The 20,109-nt window shown below is 55.7% G+C and carries 33 protein-coding genes; 30 read left to right on the top strand and 3 right to left on the bottom strand.

Features of this window, described 5'->3' with window-relative positions; translation table 11 throughout:
* Positions 1–24: 24 nt before the first annotated feature.
* The 10 genes from rpsJ (at position 25) to rplP (ending at position 5,859) form a co-directional block, all read left to right on the top strand.
* Positions 25–342 (top strand): 30S ribosomal protein S10, encoded by a 318-nt coding sequence (gene rpsJ, locus ABMC88_RS02265; RefSeq protein WP_025063450.1) that lies wholly within the window; start codon positions 25–27, stop codon positions 340–342.
* Between the two features lie 18 nt (positions 343–360).
* Complete coding sequence (rplC, locus tag ABMC88_RS02260; RefSeq protein WP_349575202.1) at positions 361–1,233, top strand: 50S ribosomal protein L3; 873 nt, start codon at positions 361–363, stop codon at positions 1,231–1,233.
* Positions 1,230–1,847 carry a 50S ribosomal protein L4 gene (gene rplD, locus ABMC88_RS02255; RefSeq protein WP_349575201.1) on the top strand — a complete coding sequence of 206 codons (618 nt, stop codon included), beginning with the start codon at positions 1,230–1,232 and terminating at the stop codon, positions 1,845–1,847. The genes rplC and rplD overlap by 4 nt, the downstream gene beginning before the upstream one ends.
* Entirely contained in the window at positions 1,844–2,140 is a 297-nt protein-coding gene (locus ABMC88_RS02250) for a 50S ribosomal protein L23 (RefSeq protein WP_025059465.1), read from the top strand. The genes rplD and ABMC88_RS02250 overlap by 4 nt, the downstream gene beginning before the upstream one ends.
* Before the next feature lie 190 nt (positions 2,141–2,330).
* Entirely contained in the window at positions 2,331–2,903 is a 573-nt protein-coding gene (locus tag ABMC88_RS02245) for a hypothetical protein (protein ID WP_349575200.1), read from the top strand.
* A 316-nt stretch (positions 2,904–3,219) separates the two neighbouring features.
* The gene (gene rplB / locus ABMC88_RS02240; protein WP_349575199.1) at positions 3,220–4,062 is read left to right on the top strand and encodes a 50S ribosomal protein L2; all 843 of its coding nucleotides are present in this window, start codon (positions 3,220–3,222) and stop codon (positions 4,060–4,062) included.
* Positions 4,063–4,065: 3 nt separating this feature from the next.
* Positions 4,066–4,344 carry a 30S ribosomal protein S19 gene (gene rpsS / locus ABMC88_RS02235; RefSeq protein ID WP_349575198.1) on the top strand — a complete coding sequence of 93 codons (279 nt, stop codon included), beginning with the start codon at positions 4,066–4,068 and terminating at the stop codon, positions 4,342–4,344.
* A gap of 3 nt (positions 4,345–4,347) precedes the next feature.
* Complete coding sequence (gene rplV, locus ABMC88_RS02230) at positions 4,348–4,728, top strand: 50S ribosomal protein L22 (RefSeq protein ID WP_348418294.1); 381 nt, start codon at positions 4,348–4,350, stop codon at positions 4,726–4,728.
* The gene (gene rpsC / locus ABMC88_RS02225) at positions 4,728–5,435 is read left to right on the top strand and encodes a 30S ribosomal protein S3 (protein ID WP_349575197.1); all 708 of its coding nucleotides are present in this window, start codon (positions 4,728–4,730) and stop codon (positions 5,433–5,435) included. Before rplV ends, rpsC begins: the two co-directional genes overlap by 1 nt.
* 10 nt (positions 5,436–5,445) lie before the next feature.
* The gene (rplP, locus tag ABMC88_RS02220; RefSeq protein ID WP_276150907.1) at positions 5,446–5,859 is read left to right on the top strand and encodes a 50S ribosomal protein L16; all 414 of its coding nucleotides are present in this window, start codon (positions 5,446–5,448) and stop codon (positions 5,857–5,859) included.
* A 130-nt stretch (positions 5,860–5,989) separates the two neighbouring features.
* On the opposite strand, the gene ABMC88_RS02215 is transcribed toward rplP, so the two are convergent.
* A complete protein-coding gene (locus tag ABMC88_RS02215) occupies positions 5,990–6,604 on the bottom strand; it encodes a thermonuclease family protein (RefSeq protein WP_349575196.1) in 615 nt (204 codons plus the stop codon).
* 122 nt (positions 6,605–6,726) lie between these two features.
* Here ABMC88_RS02215 and ABMC88_RS02210 point away from each other — a divergent pair, with 122 nt between their 5' ends.
* Positions 6,727–6,933, top strand: coding sequence for a hypothetical protein (locus ABMC88_RS02210; RefSeq protein WP_349575195.1), 207 nt, complete (start codon positions 6,727–6,729; stop codon positions 6,931–6,933).
* A 32-nt stretch (positions 6,934–6,965) separates the two neighbouring features.
* Here the strand turns inward: ABMC88_RS02210 and ABMC88_RS02205 are convergent, their stop codons facing one another.
* On the bottom strand, positions 6,966–7,574 hold the full coding sequence (locus ABMC88_RS02205; protein WP_349575194.1) for a TIGR02466 family protein: 609 nt from the start codon (positions 7,572–7,574) through the stop codon (positions 6,966–6,968).
* A 43-nt stretch (positions 7,575–7,617) separates the two neighbouring features.
* Positions 7,618–8,748 carry a hypothetical protein gene (locus ABMC88_RS02200; protein WP_349575193.1) on the bottom strand — a complete coding sequence of 377 codons (1,131 nt, stop codon included), beginning with the start codon at positions 8,746–8,748 and terminating at the stop codon, positions 7,618–7,620.
* A 399-nt stretch (positions 8,749–9,147) separates the two neighbouring features.
* Between ABMC88_RS02200 and rpmC the strand changes: the two genes are divergently transcribed.
* From rpmC to rplQ, 19 genes are all read left to right on the top strand, one after another.
* The gene (rpmC, locus tag ABMC88_RS02195; RefSeq protein WP_349575192.1) at positions 9,148–9,354 is read left to right on the top strand and encodes a 50S ribosomal protein L29; all 207 of its coding nucleotides are present in this window, start codon (positions 9,148–9,150) and stop codon (positions 9,352–9,354) included.
* A gap of 15 nt (positions 9,355–9,369) precedes the next feature.
* Positions 9,370–9,606, top strand: coding sequence for a 30S ribosomal protein S17 (rpsQ, locus tag ABMC88_RS02190; RefSeq protein WP_349575191.1), 237 nt, complete (start codon positions 9,370–9,372; stop codon positions 9,604–9,606).
* 113 nt (positions 9,607–9,719) lie between these two features.
* Positions 9,720–10,088: a 50S ribosomal protein L14 gene (gene rplN / locus ABMC88_RS02185; RefSeq protein WP_349575190.1), complete on the top strand. Its 369-nt coding sequence runs from the start codon at positions 9,720–9,722 to the stop codon at positions 10,086–10,088.
* Between the two features lie 2 nt (positions 10,089–10,090).
* The gene (gene rplX, locus ABMC88_RS02180; RefSeq protein ID WP_349575189.1) at positions 10,091–10,396 is read left to right on the top strand and encodes a 50S ribosomal protein L24; all 306 of its coding nucleotides are present in this window, start codon (positions 10,091–10,093) and stop codon (positions 10,394–10,396) included.
* Positions 10,396–10,959, top strand: coding sequence for a 50S ribosomal protein L5 (gene rplE, locus ABMC88_RS02175; protein WP_349575188.1), 564 nt, complete (start codon positions 10,396–10,398; stop codon positions 10,957–10,959). Before rplX ends, rplE begins: the two co-directional genes overlap by 1 nt.
* Before the next feature lie 19 nt (positions 10,960–10,978).
* Positions 10,979–11,284 (top strand): 30S ribosomal protein S14, encoded by a 306-nt coding sequence (gene rpsN, locus ABMC88_RS02170; protein WP_348418276.1) that lies wholly within the window; start codon positions 10,979–10,981, stop codon positions 11,282–11,284.
* A gap of 14 nt (positions 11,285–11,298) precedes the next feature.
* The gene (gene rpsH, locus ABMC88_RS02165; protein ID WP_349575187.1) at positions 11,299–11,691 is read left to right on the top strand and encodes a 30S ribosomal protein S8; all 393 of its coding nucleotides are present in this window, start codon (positions 11,299–11,301) and stop codon (positions 11,689–11,691) included.
* A gap of 10 nt (positions 11,692–11,701) precedes the next feature.
* Positions 11,702–12,235, top strand: a complete 534-nt coding sequence (gene rplF, locus ABMC88_RS02160) for a 50S ribosomal protein L6 (RefSeq protein ID WP_349575185.1) — start codon at positions 11,702–11,704, stop codon at positions 12,233–12,235.
* An 11-nt stretch (positions 12,236–12,246) separates the two neighbouring features.
* Positions 12,247–12,606: a 50S ribosomal protein L18 gene (gene rplR, locus ABMC88_RS02155; protein WP_349575184.1), complete on the top strand. Its 360-nt coding sequence runs from the start codon at positions 12,247–12,249 to the stop codon at positions 12,604–12,606.
* A gap of 101 nt (positions 12,607–12,707) precedes the next feature.
* Complete coding sequence (gene rpsE, locus ABMC88_RS02150; protein ID WP_349575183.1) at positions 12,708–13,289, top strand: 30S ribosomal protein S5; 582 nt, start codon at positions 12,708–12,710, stop codon at positions 13,287–13,289.
* A 2-nt stretch (positions 13,290–13,291) separates the two neighbouring features.
* Positions 13,292–13,480 (top strand): 50S ribosomal protein L30, encoded by a 189-nt coding sequence (rpmD, locus tag ABMC88_RS02145; protein ID WP_349575182.1) that lies wholly within the window; start codon positions 13,292–13,294, stop codon positions 13,478–13,480.
* 190 nt (positions 13,481–13,670) lie between these two features.
* A complete protein-coding gene (locus tag ABMC88_RS02140; protein WP_349575181.1) occupies positions 13,671–14,666 on the top strand; it encodes an acyltransferase family protein in 996 nt (331 codons plus the stop codon).
* A gap of 136 nt (positions 14,667–14,802) precedes the next feature.
* Positions 14,803–15,285 (top strand): 50S ribosomal protein L15, encoded by a 483-nt coding sequence (rplO, locus tag ABMC88_RS02135; RefSeq protein ID WP_349575180.1) that lies wholly within the window; start codon positions 14,803–14,805, stop codon positions 15,283–15,285.
* A gap of 118 nt (positions 15,286–15,403) precedes the next feature.
* Positions 15,404–16,768 (top strand): preprotein translocase subunit SecY, encoded by a 1,365-nt coding sequence (gene secY, locus ABMC88_RS02130; protein WP_349575179.1) that lies wholly within the window; start codon positions 15,404–15,406, stop codon positions 16,766–16,768.
* Positions 16,765–17,343, top strand: a complete 579-nt coding sequence (locus tag ABMC88_RS02125; protein WP_349575178.1) for an adenylate kinase — start codon at positions 16,765–16,767, stop codon at positions 17,341–17,343. Before secY ends, ABMC88_RS02125 begins: the two co-directional genes overlap by 4 nt.
* Before the next feature lie 219 nt (positions 17,344–17,562).
* Complete coding sequence (rpsM, locus tag ABMC88_RS02120; protein WP_349575177.1) at positions 17,563–17,931, top strand: 30S ribosomal protein S13; 369 nt, start codon at positions 17,563–17,565, stop codon at positions 17,929–17,931.
* A 15-nt stretch (positions 17,932–17,946) separates the two neighbouring features.
* Entirely contained in the window at positions 17,947–18,336 is a 390-nt protein-coding gene (gene rpsK, locus ABMC88_RS02115; RefSeq protein ID WP_349575176.1) for a 30S ribosomal protein S11, read from the top strand.
* A gap of 114 nt (positions 18,337–18,450) precedes the next feature.
* Positions 18,451–19,467, top strand: a complete 1,017-nt coding sequence (locus ABMC88_RS02110; protein ID WP_025059518.1) for a DNA-directed RNA polymerase subunit alpha — start codon at positions 18,451–18,453, stop codon at positions 19,465–19,467.
* A gap of 135 nt (positions 19,468–19,602) precedes the next feature.
* Complete coding sequence (gene rplQ / locus ABMC88_RS02105; protein ID WP_298858249.1) at positions 19,603–20,019, top strand: 50S ribosomal protein L17; 417 nt, start codon at positions 19,603–19,605, stop codon at positions 20,017–20,019.
* Positions 20,020–20,109 lie beyond the last annotated feature (90 nt).

Genomic DNA, 20,109 nt, shown 5'->3' with positions numbered 1-20,109 from the left:
TCCCGAAGATAAGGGATTTGTATTATGGCTGCTAGCCAGAACATCCGTATCCGCCTCAAGGCGTTTGACTATCGGGTGCTTGATGCCTCCACACAGGAAATCGTCAACACCGCAAAGCGCACAGGCGCTTCCGTTCGCGGCCCCATTCCGCTGCCGAACAAAATCGAGAAATTCACCGTTCTGCGTGGTCCCCACGTTGACAAGAAATCCCGTGACCAGTTCGAAATCCGCACGCACAAGCGTCTGCTGGATATCGTTGATCCGACCCCCCAGACCGTTGACGCGCTGATGAAGCTCGACCTCGCCGCTGGTGTGGACGTCGAGATCAAGCTGCAGTCATAAGCGTAGGAGGGTAATATTATGTTGCGCTCAGGCGTTATTGCAAAAAAGATGGGCATGACCCGTCTGTTCATGGAAGACGGCAAGCAGATTCCTGTGACCGTTCTTCAACTCGACAACCTGCAGGTTGTGGCACAGCGCACCATCGAAAAGGACGGTTATGTTGCTGTTCAGCTCGGTGCGGGTACGGCCAAAGCCAAGCGGACGTCACAAGCCATGCGCGGCCACTTTGCCGCCGCAAAGGTAGAGCCAAAGCGCAAGGTCGCAGAATTCCGCGTTGATGCGGATGCGATGCTGCCCGTTGGCGAAGAGATCATTGCCGATCACTACTTTGCTGGCCAGTATGTTGACGTTGCAGGCACTTCCATCGGTAAAGGTTTTGCCGGTGCGATGAAGCGTCACAACTTTGGCGGTCTGCGTGCGACACACGGTGTGTCCATCTCGCACCGTTCGCACGGCTCCACAGGTCAGTGTCAGGATCCCGGTAAGGTTTTCAAAGGCAAGAAAATGGCCGGTCACATGGGGGCCGCACGGGTCACCACTCAGAACCTTGAAGTCGTGAAGACGGACACAGCACGTGGCCTGATCATGATCAAAGGCGCCGTTCCCGGCTCCAAAGGTGGCTGGGTTACAGTCAAGGACGCGGTGAAAAAGCCGTTCCCCGAGAACGCAATCGTTCCCGGTGCCCTTGCCTCTGCCGCACGTGAAGCAGCCAAAGCCGCTGAAGAAGCCGCAGCAGCCGCTGCCGCCGAAGCAGAAGCAGAAGCAGCTCGCCTCGCAGAGGAAGCAGCCGCAGCCGAAGCCGAAGCGCTGAAAGCAGCCGAAGCAGAAATCGCAGCCGAAGGCGCAGAGCCTGCCGCTGACGATGCAGACAAGAAAGAAGGTGACGCATGAAACTCGATGTCATCAAACTCGACGGCGGCAAAGCCGGTTCGGTAGACCTGGACGAGGCCCTGTTCGGTCTTGAGCCACGCGCCGACGTTCTGCACCGTGTGGTCCGCTGGCAGCGCAACAACGCGCAGCAGGGGACACACAAGGTAAAGACACGCCGCGAAGTCAGCTATTCCACCAAGAAGATCTACCGCCAAAAAGGCACCGGTGGCGCACGCCACGGCGCACGCTCGGCTCCGATCTTTCGTGGGGGCGGTATCTACAAGGGTCCAACACCCCGTAGCCACGGCCACGAGCTGACGAAAAAGTTCCGCAAGCTGGGTCTGCGCATGGCGCTGAGTGCAAAGGCGCAAGCCGGTGCTCTGGTTGTCATCGACGATGCAACTTCGGACGGGAAAACAGCCGCATTGGCCAAACAGGTGAAATCACTTGGTTGGAAGCGCGCGCTGGTCATTGACGGTGCAACCGTGAATGAAAACTTCCTGCAAGCCGCGCGCAACATTGAAGGTCTGGATATCCTGCCGACAATGGGCGCTAACGTATATGATATCCTCAAGCGTGATACACTCGTCATCACCAAAGCAGGTATCGAAGCACTGGAGGCCCGTTTGAAATGAGCGCGAAACCAGAACATTACGACGTGATCCGCAAGCCGATCATCACCGAGAAAGCAACAATGGCGTCTGAAAACAACGCCGTCGTTTTCGAAGTGGCCATCGACAGCAACAAGCCGATGATCAAAGAAGCTGTTGAAGCTCTCTTTGGTGTCAAAGTGAAGGCCGTGAACACGACCATCACCAAAGGCAAGGTAAAGCGCTTCCGCGGTCAGCTGGGCACACGCAAAGACGTGAAAAAAGCCTATGTGACGCTGGAAGAAGGCAACACTATCGACGTGAGCACTGGCCTCTAAGCCACCTGCTCTGTTCAATGATAAAGAAACCCGGTCTGTGCGCAGGCCGGGTTTTTTCGTGTGTGCGACGTTCGGGTTTAATCAAATTCGATTTAATCGGATGCCGAGGCGCATCTGAAATTAAGGTTCTGTTAATTGCCGTGCTTCAGAACATTTTTGTAGGGGTTTTCGTAAAAGAAGGTATCAAGTAATGACTAATCTCATCCGTGGCGTTGTCGCCGGCATCTTTTTGGCAACCAGCGCATGGGCGGCACAGCCTACCCAGCAGATGGACAGCTATCTGAATGGTGATATTCGGACTTGGGCAAATGACGCGGCGATTGTCGCTGCGATCAACGCGCAGAACCTGCGGACAGCAGGCATTGATCAGGCAGAGATTGACAAGCAGGACACAGTTTGGCGCGCAGATGTGATCGCGCGGGCGATGTCATTGGTGGACAGTGTTGTAGAAAATCCCGCCGCCGATTTCTTGCGCAGCAAGGTCGCGCAGTCGGGGGGCACTATTACCGAGATATTTATCATGGACGCGAAGGGCCTGAACGTCGCGGCCTCGGCGCCAACGTCGGATTACTGGCAGGGGGATGAAGCCAAGTTCACGGAAACCTTCCCTCGGGGTGAGGGGGCATACTATTACAGCCAGCTTGAATATGACGAATCCGCCAGCGCAGTGCACACACAGATTTCTCTTGCGATCACGGACCCAGCCACGGGCAAGGTGATCGGCGCGATGACCGTCGGAGTTGATTTATCACGGCTGCCATAAGGCGGTGTTGGTACAGGATGCGCGGGGCAGGGCAGTGCGCGTAGGCCCGCAAGGGCCGGCGTGAGGATGCTTTGACCTGCCCAAAGCGGCTGCCTCATCTCGGGATTTGTGTTTAAAGGAGGTGTTGCAGCTTGACGCTGCTGTGCATCCAACCTAAACGACCCTATCGGCACAGCCCCAGATTCGTCTGGGGCTTTGTTGTTGTTCGCGGGCAGGCTAGGTTGCTTGCCTTGCGGATATTTCTACTGGGACCTTCGGGGCCCTTAAACCACAGCGCACCTACGGGGGCGCATAAGCAAAACGGAAGACAGAGAACATGGCACTCAAGTCGTACAAACCGACGACGCCAGGCCAGCGTGGGCTGGTACTGATCGACCGTTCGGAGCTTTGGAAAGGCCGCCCGGTTAAAGCCCTCACACAGGGTTTGACCAAGCATGGCGGACGGAACAACACCGGACGGATCACAATGCGTCGCAAAGGTGGTGGTGCAAAGCGCCTCTACCGCATCGTCGATTTCAAGCGTAACAAACTGGACGTCACAGCGACGATCATGCGCATTGAATATGACCCTAACCGGACCGCGTTTATCGCGCTCGTGAAATATGAAGATGGCGAGCAAGCCTACATCCTTGCCCCCCAGCGTATCGCCATTGGCGATCAGGTGATTGCTTCGGCCAAGGCCGACATCAAGCCTGGCAACGCGATGCCGTTCTCCGGCATGCCCATCGGTACCATCATCCACAACATCGAGATGAAGCCAGGCAAAGGCGGCCAGATCGCCCGTGCGGCAGGTACCTACGCCCAGTTCGTGGGTCGTGACGGTGGCTACGCCCAGATCCGCCTCAGCTCAGGCGAGCTTCGTCTTGTGCGTCAGGAATGCATGGCCACCGTTGGTGCCGTGTCCAACCCCGACAACTCCAACCAGAACTACGGTAAAGCGGGCCGCATGCGTCACAAGGGCATTCGCCCGAGTGTTCGTGGTGTCGTTATGAACCCGATCGACCACCCACACGGTGGTGGTGAAGGCCGTACATCCGGTGGTCGTCACCCGGTTACCCCATGGGGCAAACCAACCAAGGGTGCCAAGACTCGTAACAAGAAAAAAGCGTCAAGCAGCCTGATTATCCGGTCGCGCCACGCCAAGAAGAAGGGGCGTTAATTTATGTCTCGTTCAGTATGGAAAGGTCCTTTTGTTGACTCTTATGTCCTCAAAAAGGCCGAAGCTACTCGTGAGAGCGGTCGTAACGAAGTGATCAAAATCTGGTCGCGCCGTTCCACGATCCTGCCTCAGTTTGTTGGCCTGACATTCGGTGTCTACAACGGTCACAAGCACATCCCAGTAAACGTCAGCGAAGAAATGATCGGTCAAAAGTTTGGTGAGTATTCACCAACTCGTACCTATTATGGTCACGCAGCTGACAAAAAAGCGAAGCGGAAATAAGCCATGAGCAAGGATAAAAATCCCCGCCGCGTGGCAGACAACGAAGCACGTGCAAAACTGCGCATGTTGAAAACGTCGCCGCAGAAACTCAACCTCGTTGCGGCAATGATCCGTGGCAAGAAAGTGGACAAGGCCCTTACGGACCTCACTTTCTCCAAAAAGCGTATCGCTGTTGACGTGAAGAAATGCCTTCAGTCCGCGATTGCCAATGGCGAGAACAACCACAACCTCGACGTAGACGAGCTGATCGTGGCCGAAGCCTATGTTGGCAAGAACATGACACTCAAGCGTGGTCGTCCACGGGCGCGTGGTCGTTTCGGTAAACTGCTCAAGCCGTTTGCAGAAATCACAATCGTCGTGCGTCAAGTTGAGGAGCAAGCATAATGGGTAATAAAGTAAACCCGATCGGCATGCGTTTGCAGGTCAACCGTACGTGGGACAGCCGCTGGTATGCGGATACCAAAGACTACGGTGACCTTCTGCTTGAAGATCTCGCGATCCGCGCGTTCATCAAGAAAGAATGCCATCAGGCGGGCATCTCCCGTGTGATCATCGAGCGTCCGCACAAAAAGTGCCGCGTCACGATCCACACAGCGCGCCCTGGTGTGATCATCGGCAAGAAAGGTGCAGACATCGAAGGTCTGCGCAAGAAGCTGGCTGCATTCACCGAGTCCGAGCTGCACCTCAACATCGTTGAAGTCCGCAAGCCCGAGCTGGATGCCGCATTGGTTGGTGAATCCATCGCCCAGCAGCTTGAGCGTCGTGTGTCCTTCCGTCGTGCTATGAAGCGTGCGGTTCAGAACGCCATGCGTATGGGTGCCCTTGGTATCCGTGTGAACCTCGCGGGCCGTCTTGGCGGTGCCGAGATTGCGCGTACAGAATGGTACCGTGAAGGTCGCGTTCCGCTGCACACACTGCGTGCGGACATCGACTATGCCCACGTTGAAGCGATGACAGCCTACGGCATCATCGGCATCAAAACGTGGATCTTCAAAGGCGAGATCATGGAACATGATCCAGCTGCACGTGACCGCAAGGCACAAGAAATGCAAGACGGCCCAGCACCTCGTGGTGCCGGCGGTCGGCGTTAAGGAGTAGATTATGCTACAGCCAAAACGTACGAAATTCCGTAAGCAGTTCAAAGGCTCGATCAAGGGTCTGGCAAAGGGCGGGTCTGACCTGAACTTTGGCACCTACGGCCTGAAGGCACTGGAACCCGAGCGGGTTACAGCGCGTCAGATCGAAGCCGCACGTCGTGCCATGACGCGTCACATGAAGCGTCAGGGCCGTGTCTGGATCCGTATCTTCCCAGACGTACCTGTCACCTCCAAGCCCGTCGAAGTACGGATGGGTAAAGGTAAAGGTTCCGTGGACTTCTGGGCATGCAAGGTCAAACCCGGCCGCGTGATGTTCGAAATCGACGGCGTCAACGACGACATCGCACGCGAAGCCCTGCGCCTTGCTGCGATGAAGCTGCCGATCAAAACACGGGTTGTTGTCCGCGAGGATTGGTAACCGACGCGCCTGCGTAAGTAGGCGCTGTCGAGCCGGAGGCAGGGTGTTTCAAAGAAACGCCCGTTCCGGCACCGCTAGAAATAAGGAGCCCCTGCTGTGATAAACAGCGGGGGCTCTTCTTATCTAGGGTTCAAGATCTGATCCGATTGCCATGAGGCTTTAGCTTTCTTCGAATACCTGCAGGCTCTAAATGGCGATACTTTCCCTCGGAGTAATAGCCGCCATCAAGAGCTAGTCCTGCTTTGACAATTTCTGCGCCAATGTCGGTTCCGTCAGGTAGGTAGCAGGTACCGACCAAGCGGTCATAGGTTGTGTCACCTGTCAGCTCAGCACGGATCACATGCCCTTTGCAAATCCGCACCATCTCCCATTTGGCCTTCTGCCCCCAAGGTCGATCAAGCTCGGGTGCATCAATTCCTGCAAGGCGTATTTTGATCTTGCTTACGACAATGGTGTCCCCGTCAATCACATAAGCGGGTCCTTCAAGAGCCATCGAGAGCGGGAATGCCGGCGGTTCTGCATGATCGACGCCATTGGTGCGTGTGAGATGATCCCCGTCTTTGTATCCCTCAGGAACTCGAGTTTTTTCAGAACTAGTTTGGGGTTTCTTGATTTCCCGAAACTGCCGCGCAGGAGGTGAAGATGGGCGCGTAGGGGGCGGCGGCCGGCGGGTGCCAGACTTCACCAATGCAGACATGACATAATACAGGCCGGTCGCAATGCCCAGGATTAGCAGTACTTCCATTTGTGATCTCGCCTTGGTGTCTTGTCTTTAGAGAGCCTGATTTGGAATATATTCAATCCCTAGCTAGTTTTGGAACATCAGGTTAACTTAATTAGAATCCTAGCCACCAAAGGACAGCGCCCATGAAACACGTCCCCAAACCCACCACAGACGAAGACCTCATCGCCGAGTTCCTCAACAAAGGCGGCTCCATCAAGAAGGGCAAGACCAAGCCGATGCCCGCCGATCTGGGGCTCAGCAACAACCAGTGGGGCAACAAGATGACCAAGGAGGAGAAAGCCTTGGTCAAGGAGCAGGAAGAGGCGCGCAAGAAGATGCGCAAGCCGTAGGGTGGGTGTAACCCACGCTCACCACCTAGCCGCTACGCCCAGCTATAGTTAAAGCTTACCGAGATCCGGTCGTCCTCTGACATGTTCATCGGCACTTCGTGGCGGATGAAGCTTTCCCACAGCAGCACGTCGCCGACGGCCGGCGCGACATAAGAGAACGTCCGCAGTTCCTCGCGGGCGTCTTTGCGGCGGGCAGGGGCGGCCATCATCATTGGCAGGCGCGGGTCCTCGAATTTGATCGCGGAGGCGTCAGTGGGCATGGCGACGTAGGTTGTGCCGGAGATAACCGAATGCGGATGGATGTGCCCCGAATGAGTGCCGCCTTCGGGCAGGATATTGATCCAGATGTCCTCCAGCTTCAGTTCACGCCCGTCCAGATCGTATTCCAGATCGGCGACAAAGGCCGCGACATGGGCGTCGAGCGCCTTGATCACCTCGGCAAAGATCGGAAAACGCCAGCCAAGGTCAGTCAGGGACGCATAAGAGGTATAGCCCGCGAAGTCGTTTTCCTCGCACCATTCCTGTCCTGCTTCGTCGTCCTGCGCGATGGAGTAGCAGGACGCCTCCAGCTCGGCGGCGTTAACGGGGCCAAGCGGCGCGTGGTACAGGCGGGTCACGAAGAGTGATTTGATATGTGTCATGGGACCACGTATAGCGCTGCTCCACAGTGTTGACGAGACACCGTTACGTCAAAAGCGGAACGCGATCTGTAAACACAATATCGTCGAACGTGATTTGCCCCGTCGTACGAATTGTGAAATTGGTAAAGCGTGGGCGTGTGCCTTCTGCCAGATCATCTTCAATCACAGCAAGTACTAAGCCATAGACGTTCTCTGACCTCTCGAAAAGGCGCGCCTCATATGTGCTGTCTTCCTCACCAACAGCCGCTTCAACATCGATAACAAGGCTGTCCTCGTTAGGATTGAAGTCAACAATATCGATACCGGTTGAGCCAACGGCGGACCCAGATTCCCAGTTTGTGTCATCAACAATGCTAAGGTCGAGTGTGAAGGTATCGCTGCCGTCATTGCCCTCAACCCGCAGTCCTTCTCCGACGCCAAATACGTCGCCCAAGCCGGTAGCGATGTTGATCATATCATTGCCCGCGCCACCCGAGGCGGAGGAGATGCCGTTAATTCCGCTACGGTGATGGATATTGAGGACATCGTCGCCCGCTTCTCCAAACATTTGCGGGGTCTGAGAGCCAACTAATGTGTCGTTTCCTTCACCTCCGAAAGCGAGGCCCGTATAGGGTTCAGAATTTTCGCCCATGATTATTAAGTCGTCGCCCGCATCACCCTGCACTCGGGTTAAATCACCGGATATGATTGTATCATCGCCGATGCCGCCGGATATCTTGTAAAAGAAATCTACACTCTGCCGACCCTCCATATCAATAAGGTCATTCCCTTCCTCCCCGAAGATCCGGCCGAAAAAGGCATTTGTTGTATCCCTTGAACGGTTTTCTGCATCATCTTCTGAATTTCGGCTTACGACGTCATCCCCGTCACCCGCGCGTACTTCATAATCAAGGTCGCGCTCAAAAGTGGACGCATCAACAATGTCGTCATCTTCCGTGCCCTGGATCACGTTGTATCCGTCCTCATCTTCCTCGAATATCGTAAGGCCGTCTGCCCGCTCCTCGATGATTGCCAATTCATCGGCAGCGTCTGGGGCAGGGTCTTGGGCAACCACGGGTGGCTCCTCGGCCTCTGGTTCTTGAGGAGGATCAAGCAACGCGTCCGCATCATCTTCGTCCCTATCAAACGCGAACATAGCGCCGAAGCCCAGAAGGGCCAAAATAATGAGTTCCATCTGTGCCGTTCCTTAAAGTTCTTCAAGTTATCGCAAAAGTTGTGCTATTTTCCTATTCTTGTCAACGAATTAGGTGATCTTCTGTCCGAAGTGGGCGAAATTGGCGGCAACTATTCAAAACCAGTGACATTGTTTCCAGATCGGCAAATGCAGTTGGATCAGCCGTCTGTAAGGGGCGGCGGGGCCGCCTTGGCCGCGTGGTGAAACGCGTGGTTTGAATTGCTTTCCCGGCACCCATCGGTACAAACACCACAAGAGCCTTCATTCATTGGGCAAACTCTGCTGCAAAGGGGTTGCGCCAGAGGCCTAACCCTCCTATACGCCGAGCTTCGTAACAGACTCCACCAGAATCATGGTCACCCCTATGGGGCCAGCTGGTGATGTTGAAAGGAAGACGGCATGAAAGCCAACGAACTGCACGACAAGACGCCGGACCAGCTCCGTGACGAGCTTGTGAACCTGAAAAAAGAAGCGTTCAACCTGCGTTTCCAGCAAGCCACCGGCCAGCTGGAAAACCCTGCACGCCTGCGCACCGTCAAACGTGACGTGGCCCGTGTGAAGACAGTGTTGAACCAAAAAGCTGCTGCCGTAGCTACAGACGCGTAAGAGGAGCCTAGACCTATGCCAAAGCGTATCCTGACAGGCACCGTAACCTCGGACGCCAACGAACAGACAGTCACCGTATCCGTAGAGCGTCGCTTTACGCACCCGGTTCTGAAAAAGACCATTCGTAAGTCCAAGAAATATCGGGCGCACGATGAAAACAACGCATTCAAAGTGGGCCAGCAGGTCCGCATCATCGAATGTGCACCACGTTCCAAAACCAAGCGTTGGGAAGTGATCACCGCGGAAGCATGATCTTTCACGCATCGGCCCGTACTGGTCCGGTGCGTTATCCATTTCGGATAACAACTTAATCGAAACCCTAGGGATCAGGCACGCATCGCCCCCTACAGGTCGGGAGAAACCAAATGATCCAGATGCAGACCAACCTGGATGTTGCTGACAACAGCGGCGCGCGCCGTGTTCAGTGCATCAAGGTCCTGGGTGGTTCCAAGCGTAAGTACGCATCCGTAGGCGACATTATTGTCGTCTCGGTCAAGGAAGCCATTCCACGCGGCCGTGTAAAGAAGGGTGACGTGCGTAAAGCCGTCGTCGTTCGTACCGCAAAAGAAGTTCGTCGTGACGATGGCACCGCCATCCGTTTTGACCGCAACGCAGCAGTTATCCTGAATAACTCGAACGAGCCTGTCGGCACCCGTATCTTCGGGCCGGTTGTTCGTGAATTGCGCGGCAAAAACTTCATGAAAATCATCTCACTCGCTCCGGAGGTGCTGTAACCATGGCTGCTAAGCTGAAAAAAGGTGACACAGTCATCGTGCTGGCCGGTAAGGACAAGGGCAAAGAGGGCACGATCTCCTCTGTTGATCCGAAATCCAACAAGGCCGTCGTAGACGGGATCAACATCTCGATCCGCGCCACACGCCAGACCCAGGAATCCCAGGGCGGTCGCATCCCCAAAGCGATGCCAATCGACCTGAGCAACCTCGCAATCAAGGATGCCAACGGCAAGCCTTCACGCGTTGGGTTCAAAATGGACGGCGAAAACAAAGTGCGTTTCGCTAAAACAACAGGGGACGTTATCTGATGCTCGACACTGCAACATATACACCCCGCCTTAAGGCCGACTTCAATGACCGCATCCGTGCGGCCATGAAAGAAGAATTCGGCTACAAGAACGACATGCAGATCCCGCGTCTGGACAAAATCGTACTGAACATCGGTTGTGGCGCAGCGGCTGTCCGTGACAGCAAGAAAGCCAAATCCGCCCAGCAGGATCTGACGGCGATCGCCGGTCAAAAAGCGCTCACCACTATCGCCAAGAAATCCATCGCTGGTTTCCGCGTACGTGAAGAGATGCCTTTGGGCGCGAAAGTTACCCTGCGCGGTGACCGCATGTATGAATTCCTTGATCGTCTGATCACGATTGCAATGCCTCGTATCCGCGACTTCCGCGGCATTTCGGGCAAATCTTTTGATGGTCGTGGCAACTATGCCATGGGTCTCAAAGAGCACCTCGTGTTCCCTGAAATCGACTTTGATAAAGTCGATGAAAACTGGGGTATGGACATCGTAATCGCCACCACGGCGAAAACCGACGCAGAAGCGAAAGCCATGTTGAAGCTATTCAACATGCCGTTCAACTCGTAAGCGCGGGAAGGAAAAAGATATGGCTAAGAAATCCATGATCGCACGCGAGAAAAAGCGTGAAGCACTGGTCAAAAAATACGCCGCCAAGCGTGCGGAGTTGAAAGCAATCATCTCCGACGAGACAAAGCCGATGGAAGAGCGTTTCCGCGCCTCCCTGAAGCTGGCGAAACTGCCACGCAACTCTTCTGCTGTGCGTTTGCACAACCGTTGCCAGCTGACAGGTCGTCCTCACGCTTATTACCGTAAACTGAAAATCTCGCGTATCGCGCTTCGTGATCTCGGCTCCGCAGGCCAGATCCCGGGCATGGTCAAGTCGAGCTGGTAAGGGAGCATATTGATATGACCGATCCTATCGCAGATATGCTGACACGCATCCGCAACAGCCAACTTCGCGGCAAATCCACCGTCATGACACCAGCTTCCAAGCTGCGCGCATGGGTTCTGGATGTGCTGGCCGACGAAGGCTACATCCGCGGCTATGAAAAGATGACGGGCGCCGATGGCCACCCCGCAATCGAGATCAGCCTCAAGTACTACGAAGGCGAACCTGTTATTCGCGAGTTGAAGCGGGTTTCCAAGCCCGGTCGCCGCGTCTACATGGGCTCACAAGACATCCCAGCCGTCCGTCAGGGCCTGGGTGTGTCGATTGTCTCCACCCCACAGGGTGTGATGTCGGACGCAAGCGCGCGCGCAGCCAATGTTGGCGGCGAAGTGCTCTGCACCGTATTCTAAGGAGAGATTGATGTCTCGTATTGGTAAAAAAGCGGTCGATCTGCCCAGCGGCGTTACTGCCTCTGTCAGCGGCCAGACGATTGAAGTGAAAGGCCCCAAGGGCGTCCGTACCTTCAAAGCAACCGATGATGTCACGATGACCGTCGAGGAAAACGCCGTAAGCGTCACACCTCGCGGTAAGTCCAAGCGCGCGCGTCAGCAGTGGGGCATGAGCCGCACGATGATCGCGAACTTGGTCACAGGCGTCACCGAAGGCTTCAAGAAAGAGCTTGAAATTCAGGGTGTTGGTTATCGTGCTGCGATGACTGGCAACACATTGAAGCTTAACCTTGGTCTGTCCCACGACGTTGATTACACCGCACCCGAGGGTGTGACTGTAACAGCGCCAAAGCAAACCGAAATCGTTGTGGAAGGCATTGACGAACAGCTTGTTGGTCAAGTCGCTGCGAACATCCGCGCATGGCGCAAGCCCGAGCCCTATAAGGGCAAAGGCATCCGCTATAAGGGTGAGTTCGTCTTCCGCAAAGAAGGCAAGAAGAAGTAAGGAACAGAATAATGGCAAACACCAAAAGACAGCTGTTCCTCAAGCGCCGTATGCGCGTTCGGAACAAACTTCGCCGTACAAACCGTGGCCGTATGCGCCTGTCGGTTCACCGTTCAAACAAGAACATCAGCGTTCAGCTGATCGACGATGTGAACGGCGTTACTGTGGCGTCAGCCTCGTCGCTTGAAAAAGCGCTGGGTGTTGTTGGGAGCAACAACATCGACGCGGCAACCAAAGTGGGCGCGGCAATTGCCGAGCGTGCGAAAAAAGCCGGTATCGAAGAAGCATACTTTGACCGCGGCGGTTTCCTTTTCCACGGTAAAGTGAAGGCCCTGGCCGACGCAGCCCGTGAAGGCGGCCTGAACATCTAAGACTTGTAGGCGGCCCTTGTGGCCGCCTCGATGACCCGGGAGCGTTCGCTCACCAAGGGTTGAGACAGAAGGGCCCATGCCCGCAAATTAAGGAGGCCAAGATGGCCAGAGATGACAACCGCGGCGGTAACCGCCGTAACCAGCGCGACGAAGCGCCCGAATTCGCTGACCGTCTGGTCGCGATCAACCGCGTATCCAAAACTGTAAAAGGCGGTAAGCGCTTTGGTTTTGCTGCACTCGTCGTTGTAGGCGACCAAAAAGGCCGCGTTGGTTTCGGCAAAGGTAAAGCGAAAGAGGTTCCAGAAGCCATTCGCAAAGCCACCGAGCAAGCCAAGCGTCAGATGATCCGCGTGCAACTGCGCGAAGGTCGCACGCTGCACCACGACATGTCCGGCCGTCACGGTGCGGGCAAAGTGATCATGCGCACAGCACCGGAAGGTACCGGTATTATTGCGGGTGGTCCAATGCGTGCCGTTTTCGAAATGCTCGGCGTCAAAGACGTTGTGTCCAAATCGATCGGTTCACAAAACCCCTACAACATGATCCGCGCCACCATGGACGGATTGAAAAAAGAACAGTCGCCCCGTTCTGTCGCGCAGCGTCGCGGTAAGAAAGTGGCCGACATTCTGCCCAAGCGCGAAGATGCATCCGATTCTTCCGCTCAAGTGGCTGAGGAGGCATAAGCATGGCCAAGACAATCGTGATCAAGCAGGTAGGTTCGCCTATCCGCCGCCCCGCAAAACAGCGTGCAACGCTGGTTGGCTTGGGTCTGAACAAAATGCACAAAACCCGTGAGCTGGAAGACACACCTTCCGTGCGCGGCATGATCAACAAGATCAGCCACATGGTCGAGATCATCGAAGAAAAAGGCTAAGCCATACGGCAGCCTGCTCTTTGAGCCTTGATAGAACGCCCCGCAGCATCCCTGCGGGGCGTTTTGCATTTCTGCCGCAGGGGAAATTCAAATATTACGGCGCATTGCCACGATATTTACGCAATATTATGTTTTACACTTGGGGTAGGGGCGCAGGCCCTCTCCCGTTTCGTTCCAAGAGCTAACGCCCATGACCCATCTGCCCCGCCGCTTTGATGCGATTGACAGTGCCAGAGGCATCGGCATCATTCTGGTGGTGTCTGGCCATGCGTGGCGCGGCGCCTTTGGCGCGGGGCTGATCCCTGACACAAGCCTTTTCAAGGCGATCGACGACACGATCTATGCCTTTCACATGCCGCTGTTCTTTTTCCTGTCAGGCTTGTTGTTCCTTGAAACGCTTAGCAAATACCAGACAGGCACGCTGCTCAAAGGGCGCGTGACGCGGCTGCTTTGGCCGATGGCGCTTTGGACATGGCTGTTTTTCGGAGTGAAGCTCTTGGGCGGTGGGGCGCTGAATAGCCCCGTTACGCTTGCGGATGCGCCGATTGTACCGCTGCCTCCCTACGAACATCTGTGGTTCCTGTGGGCTCTGTTCCTGTGTCATACGCTGCTGATCTTGCTCTACGCTCCGGTGCTCAAGCACCTTCCGGCAAAGCCCTTGCGCTTTTTGCTCGGGGGGCTTGGTCTTGGGCTCGCAATCCTCCTGCCGTATCTGCCCGTGCCCTCGCTGATCTGGGGGCCGATGGTGGCCCATCTGCCGTATTTCCTGATCGGGATGGCGATAGCTGATGAGCAGGCCGAGGGATGGGGCGCCAAAATTGGAGCCTTTTTCGCGGTTTTCGCATTTGTCCTGCACATCGCACTTCTGTTGCTGGGAATGTCTTATATGCCTCCGGCTATGACGTCATGCTTGCTGCTAATCTTCGCTTGGATGGCATGGCCGCAGGTGGATCGTGCTAGGGATGCGGCAGTGCTGCGACTGCTTCGTTATCTTGGGAAAATGTCGATGGTCATCTATCTAACCCATACGATTTTCTCGGCTGCGTTGCGGATTGGGATGCTGCGCGTTGGCGCGGATGATCTGGCGCTTGTGTTGCTCGCGACCACCATTATCGGCCTAGTTGCACCGCTTGGCGTTATGTGGGCTGCGCGCAAATTGCGGATAGTCAAGCTGCTGGGCTTCTGACGCACGCAGGGACTTGCCTCACGCGGGGTCATCGCCTATACGCCCGCAGTGAGCATCGGTTTGCTCATTAGAATCGTAACGCCGCGTCTACCCGCTCCCGTCGCTGGGGGGTATTTCCGGCAAAAGGAGAAGCGACATGAAACTTCACGAACTTTCAGATAATGCAGGCGCAACGAAACCACGCAAACGCGTTGGCCGTGGTCCTGGTTCCGGCACCGGTAAAATGGGTGGCCGTGGTATCAAAGGTCAAAAATCCCGCTCGGGTGTGGCGATCAAAGGGTATGAAGGCGGCCAGATGCCCCTCTACCAACGTCTGCCAAAGCGTGGCTTTAACAAGCCGAACCGCAAATCCTACTCCGCAATCAACTTGGGCCTGATCCAGAAGTTTGTTGATGCAGGCAAGTTGGACATCAAAGCAACCATCACTGAAGACGCATTGGTTGCAGCAGGCGTTGTACGTCGCAAGCGCGACGGCATCCGCATCCTTGCAAAAGGCGATGTGACAGCCAAGCTGAACCTCGACGTCACAGGCGCGTCGAAATCAGCCGTTGAAGCCGTTGAAAAGGCGGGCGGTTCGATCACCGTCAAAGCCGCGGCAGCAGCTGAAGCCTCCGAATAAGCGTTCGGACTTGTGGGCGGCGCAACAGCCGCTTACATAGTGCTTTAAGTTTTCCCAAACGCCGCCCGCCGGAAAACGGTTCGGGCGGCGTTTTGTTTTTACAGAAGAGAGCCCTCACATGGTATCTGCCGTCGAGAATATGGCCGCAAACTCAAGCTGGTCCGCCTTTGGCAAGGCGACCGACCTGCGCCACCGCATCCTGTTCACGCTTGGTCTGTTGATCGTTTACCGTTTGGGGACGTTCATCCCTGTTCCTGGTATCGACGGCGCCGCATTGCGCGACTTTATGGAGCAAGCAGGGCAGGGCATCGGCGGCATGGTCTCCATGTTTACCGGTGGTGCGTTGGGCCGTATGGGCATCTTTGCCCTCGGGATCATGCCCTATATCTCGGCCTCGATTATTGTGCAGCTTCTGACATCAATGGTTCCGTCATTGGAGCAGTTGAAAAAAGAAGGTGAGCAGGGACGCAAGAAGATCAACCAATACACCCGTTGGGGTACTGTGGCGCTTGCCACTGTGCAGTCCTACGGTTTGGCTGTGAGCCTTGAGGCGGGGGATATTGCGGCCGACCCAGGCATGTATTTCCGCATTGCGTGCATGATTACCCTGATCGGGGGCACCATGTTCCTGATGTGGCTGGGTGAGCAGATCACCGCACGCGGTATCGGCAACGGTATCTCCCTTATTATTTTCGTCGGCATTATCGCCGAAGTCCCCGCGGCAATCGCGCAGTTCTTTGCATCAGGTCGTTCCGGCGCAATCAGCCCTGCGGTGATTGTGGGCGTGCTTGTCATGGTAATCGCGACCATCATGTTTGTGGTGTTCATGGAGCGCGCCTTGCGCAAGATCCACATCCAGTACCCGCGCCGTCAGGTGGGCATGAAGGTCTATGACGGTGGCTCCAGCCACTTGCCGATCAAGGTCAATCCATCGGGGGTTATTCCCGCGATCTTCGCCAGCTCGCTGCTGCTGCTGCCGGTGACGATCAGCACGTTCTCGGGGAATTCTACCAACCCTGTGATGTCGTGGCTGTTGGCCAACTTTGGCCCCGGTCAGCCGTTGTATCTGTTGTTCTTTATCGCGATGATCGTCTTCTTTGCGTATTTCTACACGTTCAACGTGGCGTTCAAGCCGGACGATGTGGCCGACAACCTTAAGAACCAGAACGGATTTGTGCCCGGTATTCGCCCCGGTAAGCGCACGGCAGAGTATCTGGAGTATGTGGTGAACCGCGTGCTGGTGCTTGGGTCTGCCTATTTGGCGGCGGTCTGTATTCTGCCGGAAATCCTGCGCGGCCAGTTTGCCATTCCGTTTTATTTTGGCGGGACTTCGGTACTGATTGTGGTTTCTGTGACAATGGATACAATCCAGCAAGTTCAAAGCCATCTTTTGGCACACCAATACGAAGGTCTGCTTGAGAAGTCGCAACTGCGCGGCAAATCCGGCAAAGGCCGCAAGAAACGGAGCCCTGCGCGCAAATGAATATTATCCTCCTCGGACCACCGGGTGCTGGCAAAGGCACCCAAGCGCAAAAACTGGTTGAAGGCCGCAATATGGTACAGCTGTCCACGGGCGACATGCTGCGCGCGGCCAAGACATCGGGCACCGAAATGGGCAAGATGGTCGCGGCTGTGATGGATCGCGGTGATTTGGTCACAGACGAGATCGTGATCGGCCTGATCCGTGAGCAACTCGAAGCGGGTGGTGATCACGGCGGCTTCATCTTTGACGGATTCCCACGCACATTGGCACAAGCCGACGCTCTGGGCGAGCTTCTGAGCGAGATGGGCGAGACGCTTGATCACGCGATCGAGCTGGAAGTGAACGATGAAATCCTTGTTGACCGTATCCTTGGCCGCGCAGCCGAGGCCGTGGCCGCAGGCGGCACAGCCCGTGCGGACGACAACGAAGAGAGCCTCAAGACCCGTCTGATGGCCTATTACAAACAGACCTCGCCGCTGCTGGGCTATTACTATGCCAAGGGTGATCTGACGTCTGTTGACGGTTTGGGCACGATGGACGAAGTCGAAGCCGCGATCGCGGACGTGTTGGCGTAAACGCGACACGCAATGGTGGCATTCCCGTGCAGGTTCTGCACGGGGTTGACCCTCTCTCCTAACCCTCCTAAAAGCCGCTATCCCTCACGGGAATCACAGGGTCGCCCCCTGCGTATACTACCTCGATATGACTTGGGCCCGCTGGCAGTATCGCCTCGGGCTTGTGTTGTGAAAAAAGGGTCCGGTATTACGGACCCGCAACAAAAAGGAACTGCACACGTGGCACGTATTGCCGGCGTAAACATCCCGACTGCAAAGCGGGTTCCAATCGCCCTGACCTATATCACCGGTATCGGAAACTCCTCCGCCGCTTCCATTTGCGAAGCCGTAGGTATCGATATCACCCGTCGCATCAACGAATTGTCCGATGCGGAAATCCTGAAAATCCGTGAGCACATCGACGAAAACTACACCGTCGAAGGCGACCTGCGCCGTGACACACAGATGAACATCAAGCGCTTGATGGATCTGGGCTGCTACCGCGGTCTGCGTCACCGTCGCAACCTGCCCGTTCGCGGTCAGCGCACACACACCAACGCTCGCACTCGCAAAGGCCCCGCAAAGGCCATTGCCGGTAAGAAGAAATAAGGGAGGGCTTAGAATATGGCACGCGATGCAAAACGCACCAAAAAGAAGGTCTCCAAGAACATCGCCGCAGGTGTGGCGCATGTGAACTCTTCTTTCAACAACACAAAAATCCTCATCTCTGACGTGCAGGGCAACGCCATTTCATGGTCGTCTGCTGGCACAATGGGCTTCAAAGGGTCGCGTAAATCGACACCTTATGCTGCCCAGATGGCTGCAGAAGATGCGGGTAAAAAAGCACAAGACCACGGCGTCAAGACGCTCGAAGTCGAAGTGCAAGGCCCCGGTTCCGGCCGTGAAAGCGCCCTGCGCGCTTTGGCTGCTGCCGGTTTCAACATCACCTCGATCCGTGATGTGACGCCAATGGCCCACAACGGCTGCCGCCCTCCAAAGCGCCGCCGCGTCTAAAAGACGGTATTCTTTATGGGGTTCGCGTTTCGGCGCGGGCCCCGCACGATTTACTGAAACCTCGGGAGTTTGCCCCGGACGGACATACGGGTGCGAACAAGAATGGAGGGACTAATGATCCACAAAAATTGGGCCGAACTGATCAAGCCAACACAGCTTGACGTTAAACCCGGCAACGATCCTGCACGTCAGGCCACTGTGATTGCAGAACCGCTCGAGCGTGGTTTTGGCCTCACCATGGGCAACGCGCTGCGCCGCGTTCTGATGAGCTCGCTTCAGGGCGCTGCCATTACATCAGTACAAATTGACAACGTTTTGCACGAGTTTTCCTCGGTTGCAGGCGTTCGTGAAGATGTCACCGACATCATCCTGAACCTCAAAGGTGTGTCAATTCGCATGGAAGTCGAGGGGCCAAAGCGCCTGTCGATCTCTGCGAAAGGCCCCGGCGTTGTGACGGCTGGCGACATCAGCGAATCTGCTGGCATCGAAATCCTGAACCGCGACCATGTGATCTGCCACCTCGATGATGGTGCGGACATCTACATGGAGCTGATGGTCAACACCGGCAAAGGCTACGTTTCTGCTGACAAGAACAAGCCGGAAGATGCGCCAATCGGTCTTATCCCGATCGACGCGATCTACTCGCCTGTGAAAAAAGTCAGCTACGATGTTCAGCCTACCCGTGAAGGTCAGGTTCTGGACTATGACAAGCTGACCATGAAAGTTGAAACCGACGGCTCGCTGACGCCTGACGATGCTGTAGCATTTGCTGCGCGTATCTTGCAGGACCAGCTGGGCATCTTCGTCAACTTCGACGAGCCTGAATCAGCCTCGCGTCAGGACGACGATGACGGTCTCGAGTTCAACCCGCTTCTGTTGAAGAAAGTGGACGAGCTGGAACTGTCTGTGCGTTCGGCCAACTGCCTGAAGAACGACAATATCGTGTATATTGGCGATCTGATCCAGAAGACCGAAGCTGAAATGCTGCGCACACCGAACTTTGGCCGCAAGTCCTTGAACGAGATCAAGGAAGTGCTGTCAGGTATGGGTCTGCACCTTGGCATGGACGTCGAGGACTGGCCACCGGACAACATCGAAGATCTGGCCAAGAAGTTCGAAGACAACTTCTGAAGCCATTGACGGGCGGGGCATGATCCCCGCCTGTCGACAGACTGGGTCAAAAGACCCCAAGGAGAGTTGGCGCTACGCACGTCAGCCAGACAAAGCAAAACCGCCCGTAGAGGGCACATCTATTGGAGAAGAAATATGCGTCACGCACGTGGATACCGCCGTCTTAACCGCACACATGAGCACCGCAAGGCGCTTTGGGCCAACATGGCCGGCTCGCTGATCGAGCATGAGCAGATCAAGACAACCCTGCCAAAAGCAAAAGAATTGCGTCCGATCATCGAAAAGATGATCACGCTCGCCAAGCGCGGCGATCTGCACGCTCGCCGTCAGGCCCGCGCGCGCCTGAAAGAAGACCAGTATGTCACAAAATTGTTCGACATCCTTGGGCCACGCTACAAAGACCGCCAAGGTGGCTATGTGCGCGTCCTGAAAGCCGGTTTCCGTTATGGTGACATGGCGCCTATGGCGATCATCGAATTTGTGGATCGCGACCGCGATGCAAAAGGTGCGGCTGACAAAGCCCGCGTTGCAGCGGAAGACGCCGCAGAATAAGATTTTTCACGCAAGTGAATTCGGGGGCTCTGTCATCTTTGGCGGGGCCCTTTTTCGTTTGAGTTGTGCATGAGTATTTTTGGGCGGAAA

Origin of the sequence: Sulfitobacter aquimarinus, assembly GCF_040149565.1 — a bacterium.
Taxonomy (GTDB): Bacteria; Pseudomonadota; Alphaproteobacteria; order Rhodobacterales; family Rhodobacteraceae; genus Sulfitobacter; species Sulfitobacter aquimarinus.
The sequence above is the reverse complement of the archived record's forward strand: the minus strand, read 5'-3'. Positions and strand labels throughout refer to the sequence as shown.

Excerpts from the sequence above, each read along its gene's own strand:
- rpsE (WP_349575183.1), top strand. The coding sequence starts at position 12,708 with ATGGCCAGAGATGACAACCGCGGCGGTAACCGCCGTAACCAGCGCGAC.
- rplP (WP_276150907.1), top strand. The coding sequence starts at position 5,446 with ATGCTACAGCCAAAACGTACGAAATTCCGTAAGCAGTTCAAAGGCTCG.
- rpmD (WP_349575182.1), top strand. The coding sequence starts at position 13,292 with ATGGCCAAGACAATCGTGATCAAGCAGGTAGGTTCGCCTATCCGCCGC.
- rplN (WP_349575190.1), top strand. The coding sequence starts at position 9,720 with ATGATCCAGATGCAGACCAACCTGGATGTTGCTGACAACAGCGGCGCG.
- ABMC88_RS02125 (WP_349575178.1), top strand. The coding sequence starts at position 16,765 with ATGAATATTATCCTCCTCGGACCACCGGGTGCTGGCAAAGGCACCCAA.
- secY (WP_349575179.1), top strand. The coding sequence starts at position 15,404 with ATGGTATCTGCCGTCGAGAATATGGCCGCAAACTCAAGCTGGTCCGCC.
- ABMC88_RS02110 (WP_025059518.1), top strand. The coding sequence starts at position 18,451 with ATGATCCACAAAAATTGGGCCGAACTGATCAAGCCAACACAGCTTGAC.
- rplE (WP_349575188.1), top strand. The coding sequence starts at position 10,396 with ATGCTCGACACTGCAACATATACACCCCGCCTTAAGGCCGACTTCAAT.
- rpsS (WP_349575198.1), top strand. The coding sequence starts at position 4,066 with ATGTCTCGTTCAGTATGGAAAGGTCCTTTTGTTGACTCTTATGTCCTC.
- rplF (WP_349575185.1), top strand. The coding sequence starts at position 11,702 with ATGTCTCGTATTGGTAAAAAAGCGGTCGATCTGCCCAGCGGCGTTACT.
- rpmC (WP_349575192.1), top strand. The coding sequence starts at position 9,148 with ATGAAAGCCAACGAACTGCACGACAAGACGCCGGACCAGCTCCGTGAC.
- ABMC88_RS02245 (WP_349575200.1), top strand. The coding sequence starts at position 2,331 with ATGACTAATCTCATCCGTGGCGTTGTCGCCGGCATCTTTTTGGCAACC.
- ABMC88_RS02210 (WP_349575195.1), top strand. The coding sequence starts at position 6,727 with ATGAAACACGTCCCCAAACCCACCACAGACGAAGACCTCATCGCCGAG.
- rpsC (WP_349575197.1), top strand. The coding sequence starts at position 4,728 with ATGGGTAATAAAGTAAACCCGATCGGCATGCGTTTGCAGGTCAACCGT.
- rplO (WP_349575180.1), top strand. The coding sequence starts at position 14,803 with ATGAAACTTCACGAACTTTCAGATAATGCAGGCGCAACGAAACCACGC.
- rplV (WP_348418294.1), top strand. The coding sequence starts at position 4,348 with ATGAGCAAGGATAAAAATCCCCGCCGCGTGGCAGACAACGAAGCACGT.
- rpsK (WP_349575176.1), top strand. The coding sequence starts at position 17,947 with ATGGCACGCGATGCAAAACGCACCAAAAAGAAGGTCTCCAAGAACATC.
- rplB (WP_349575199.1), top strand. The coding sequence starts at position 3,220 with ATGGCACTCAAGTCGTACAAACCGACGACGCCAGGCCAGCGTGGGCTG.
- rpsJ (WP_025063450.1), top strand. The coding sequence starts at position 25 with ATGGCTGCTAGCCAGAACATCCGTATCCGCCTCAAGGCGTTTGACTAT.
- rpsN (WP_348418276.1), top strand. The coding sequence starts at position 10,979 with ATGGCTAAGAAATCCATGATCGCACGCGAGAAAAAGCGTGAAGCACTG.
- ABMC88_RS02215 (WP_349575196.1), bottom strand. The coding sequence starts at position 6,604 with ATGGAAGTACTGCTAATCCTGGGCATTGCGACCGGCCTGTATTATGTC.
- rplX (WP_349575189.1), top strand. The coding sequence starts at position 10,091 with ATGGCTGCTAAGCTGAAAAAAGGTGACACAGTCATCGTGCTGGCCGGT.
- rpsQ (WP_349575191.1), top strand. The coding sequence starts at position 9,370 with ATGCCAAAGCGTATCCTGACAGGCACCGTAACCTCGGACGCCAACGAA.
- rplC (WP_349575202.1), top strand. The coding sequence starts at position 361 with ATGTTGCGCTCAGGCGTTATTGCAAAAAAGATGGGCATGACCCGTCTG.
- ABMC88_RS02140 (WP_349575181.1), top strand. The coding sequence starts at position 13,671 with ATGACCCATCTGCCCCGCCGCTTTGATGCGATTGACAGTGCCAGAGGC.
- rplQ (WP_298858249.1), top strand. The coding sequence starts at position 19,603 with ATGCGTCACGCACGTGGATACCGCCGTCTTAACCGCACACATGAGCAC.
- ABMC88_RS02205 (WP_349575194.1), bottom strand. The coding sequence starts at position 7,574 with ATGACACATATCAAATCACTCTTCGTGACCCGCCTGTACCACGCGCCG.
- rplR (WP_349575184.1), top strand. The coding sequence starts at position 12,247 with ATGGCAAACACCAAAAGACAGCTGTTCCTCAAGCGCCGTATGCGCGTT.
- rpsH (WP_349575187.1), top strand. The coding sequence starts at position 11,299 with ATGACCGATCCTATCGCAGATATGCTGACACGCATCCGCAACAGCCAA.
- ABMC88_RS02200 (WP_349575193.1), bottom strand. The coding sequence starts at position 8,748 with ATGGAACTCATTATTTTGGCCCTTCTGGGCTTCGGCGCTATGTTCGCG.
- ABMC88_RS02250 (WP_025059465.1), top strand. The coding sequence starts at position 1,844 with ATGAGCGCGAAACCAGAACATTACGACGTGATCCGCAAGCCGATCATC.
- rplD (WP_349575201.1), top strand. The coding sequence starts at position 1,230 with ATGAAACTCGATGTCATCAAACTCGACGGCGGCAAAGCCGGTTCGGTA.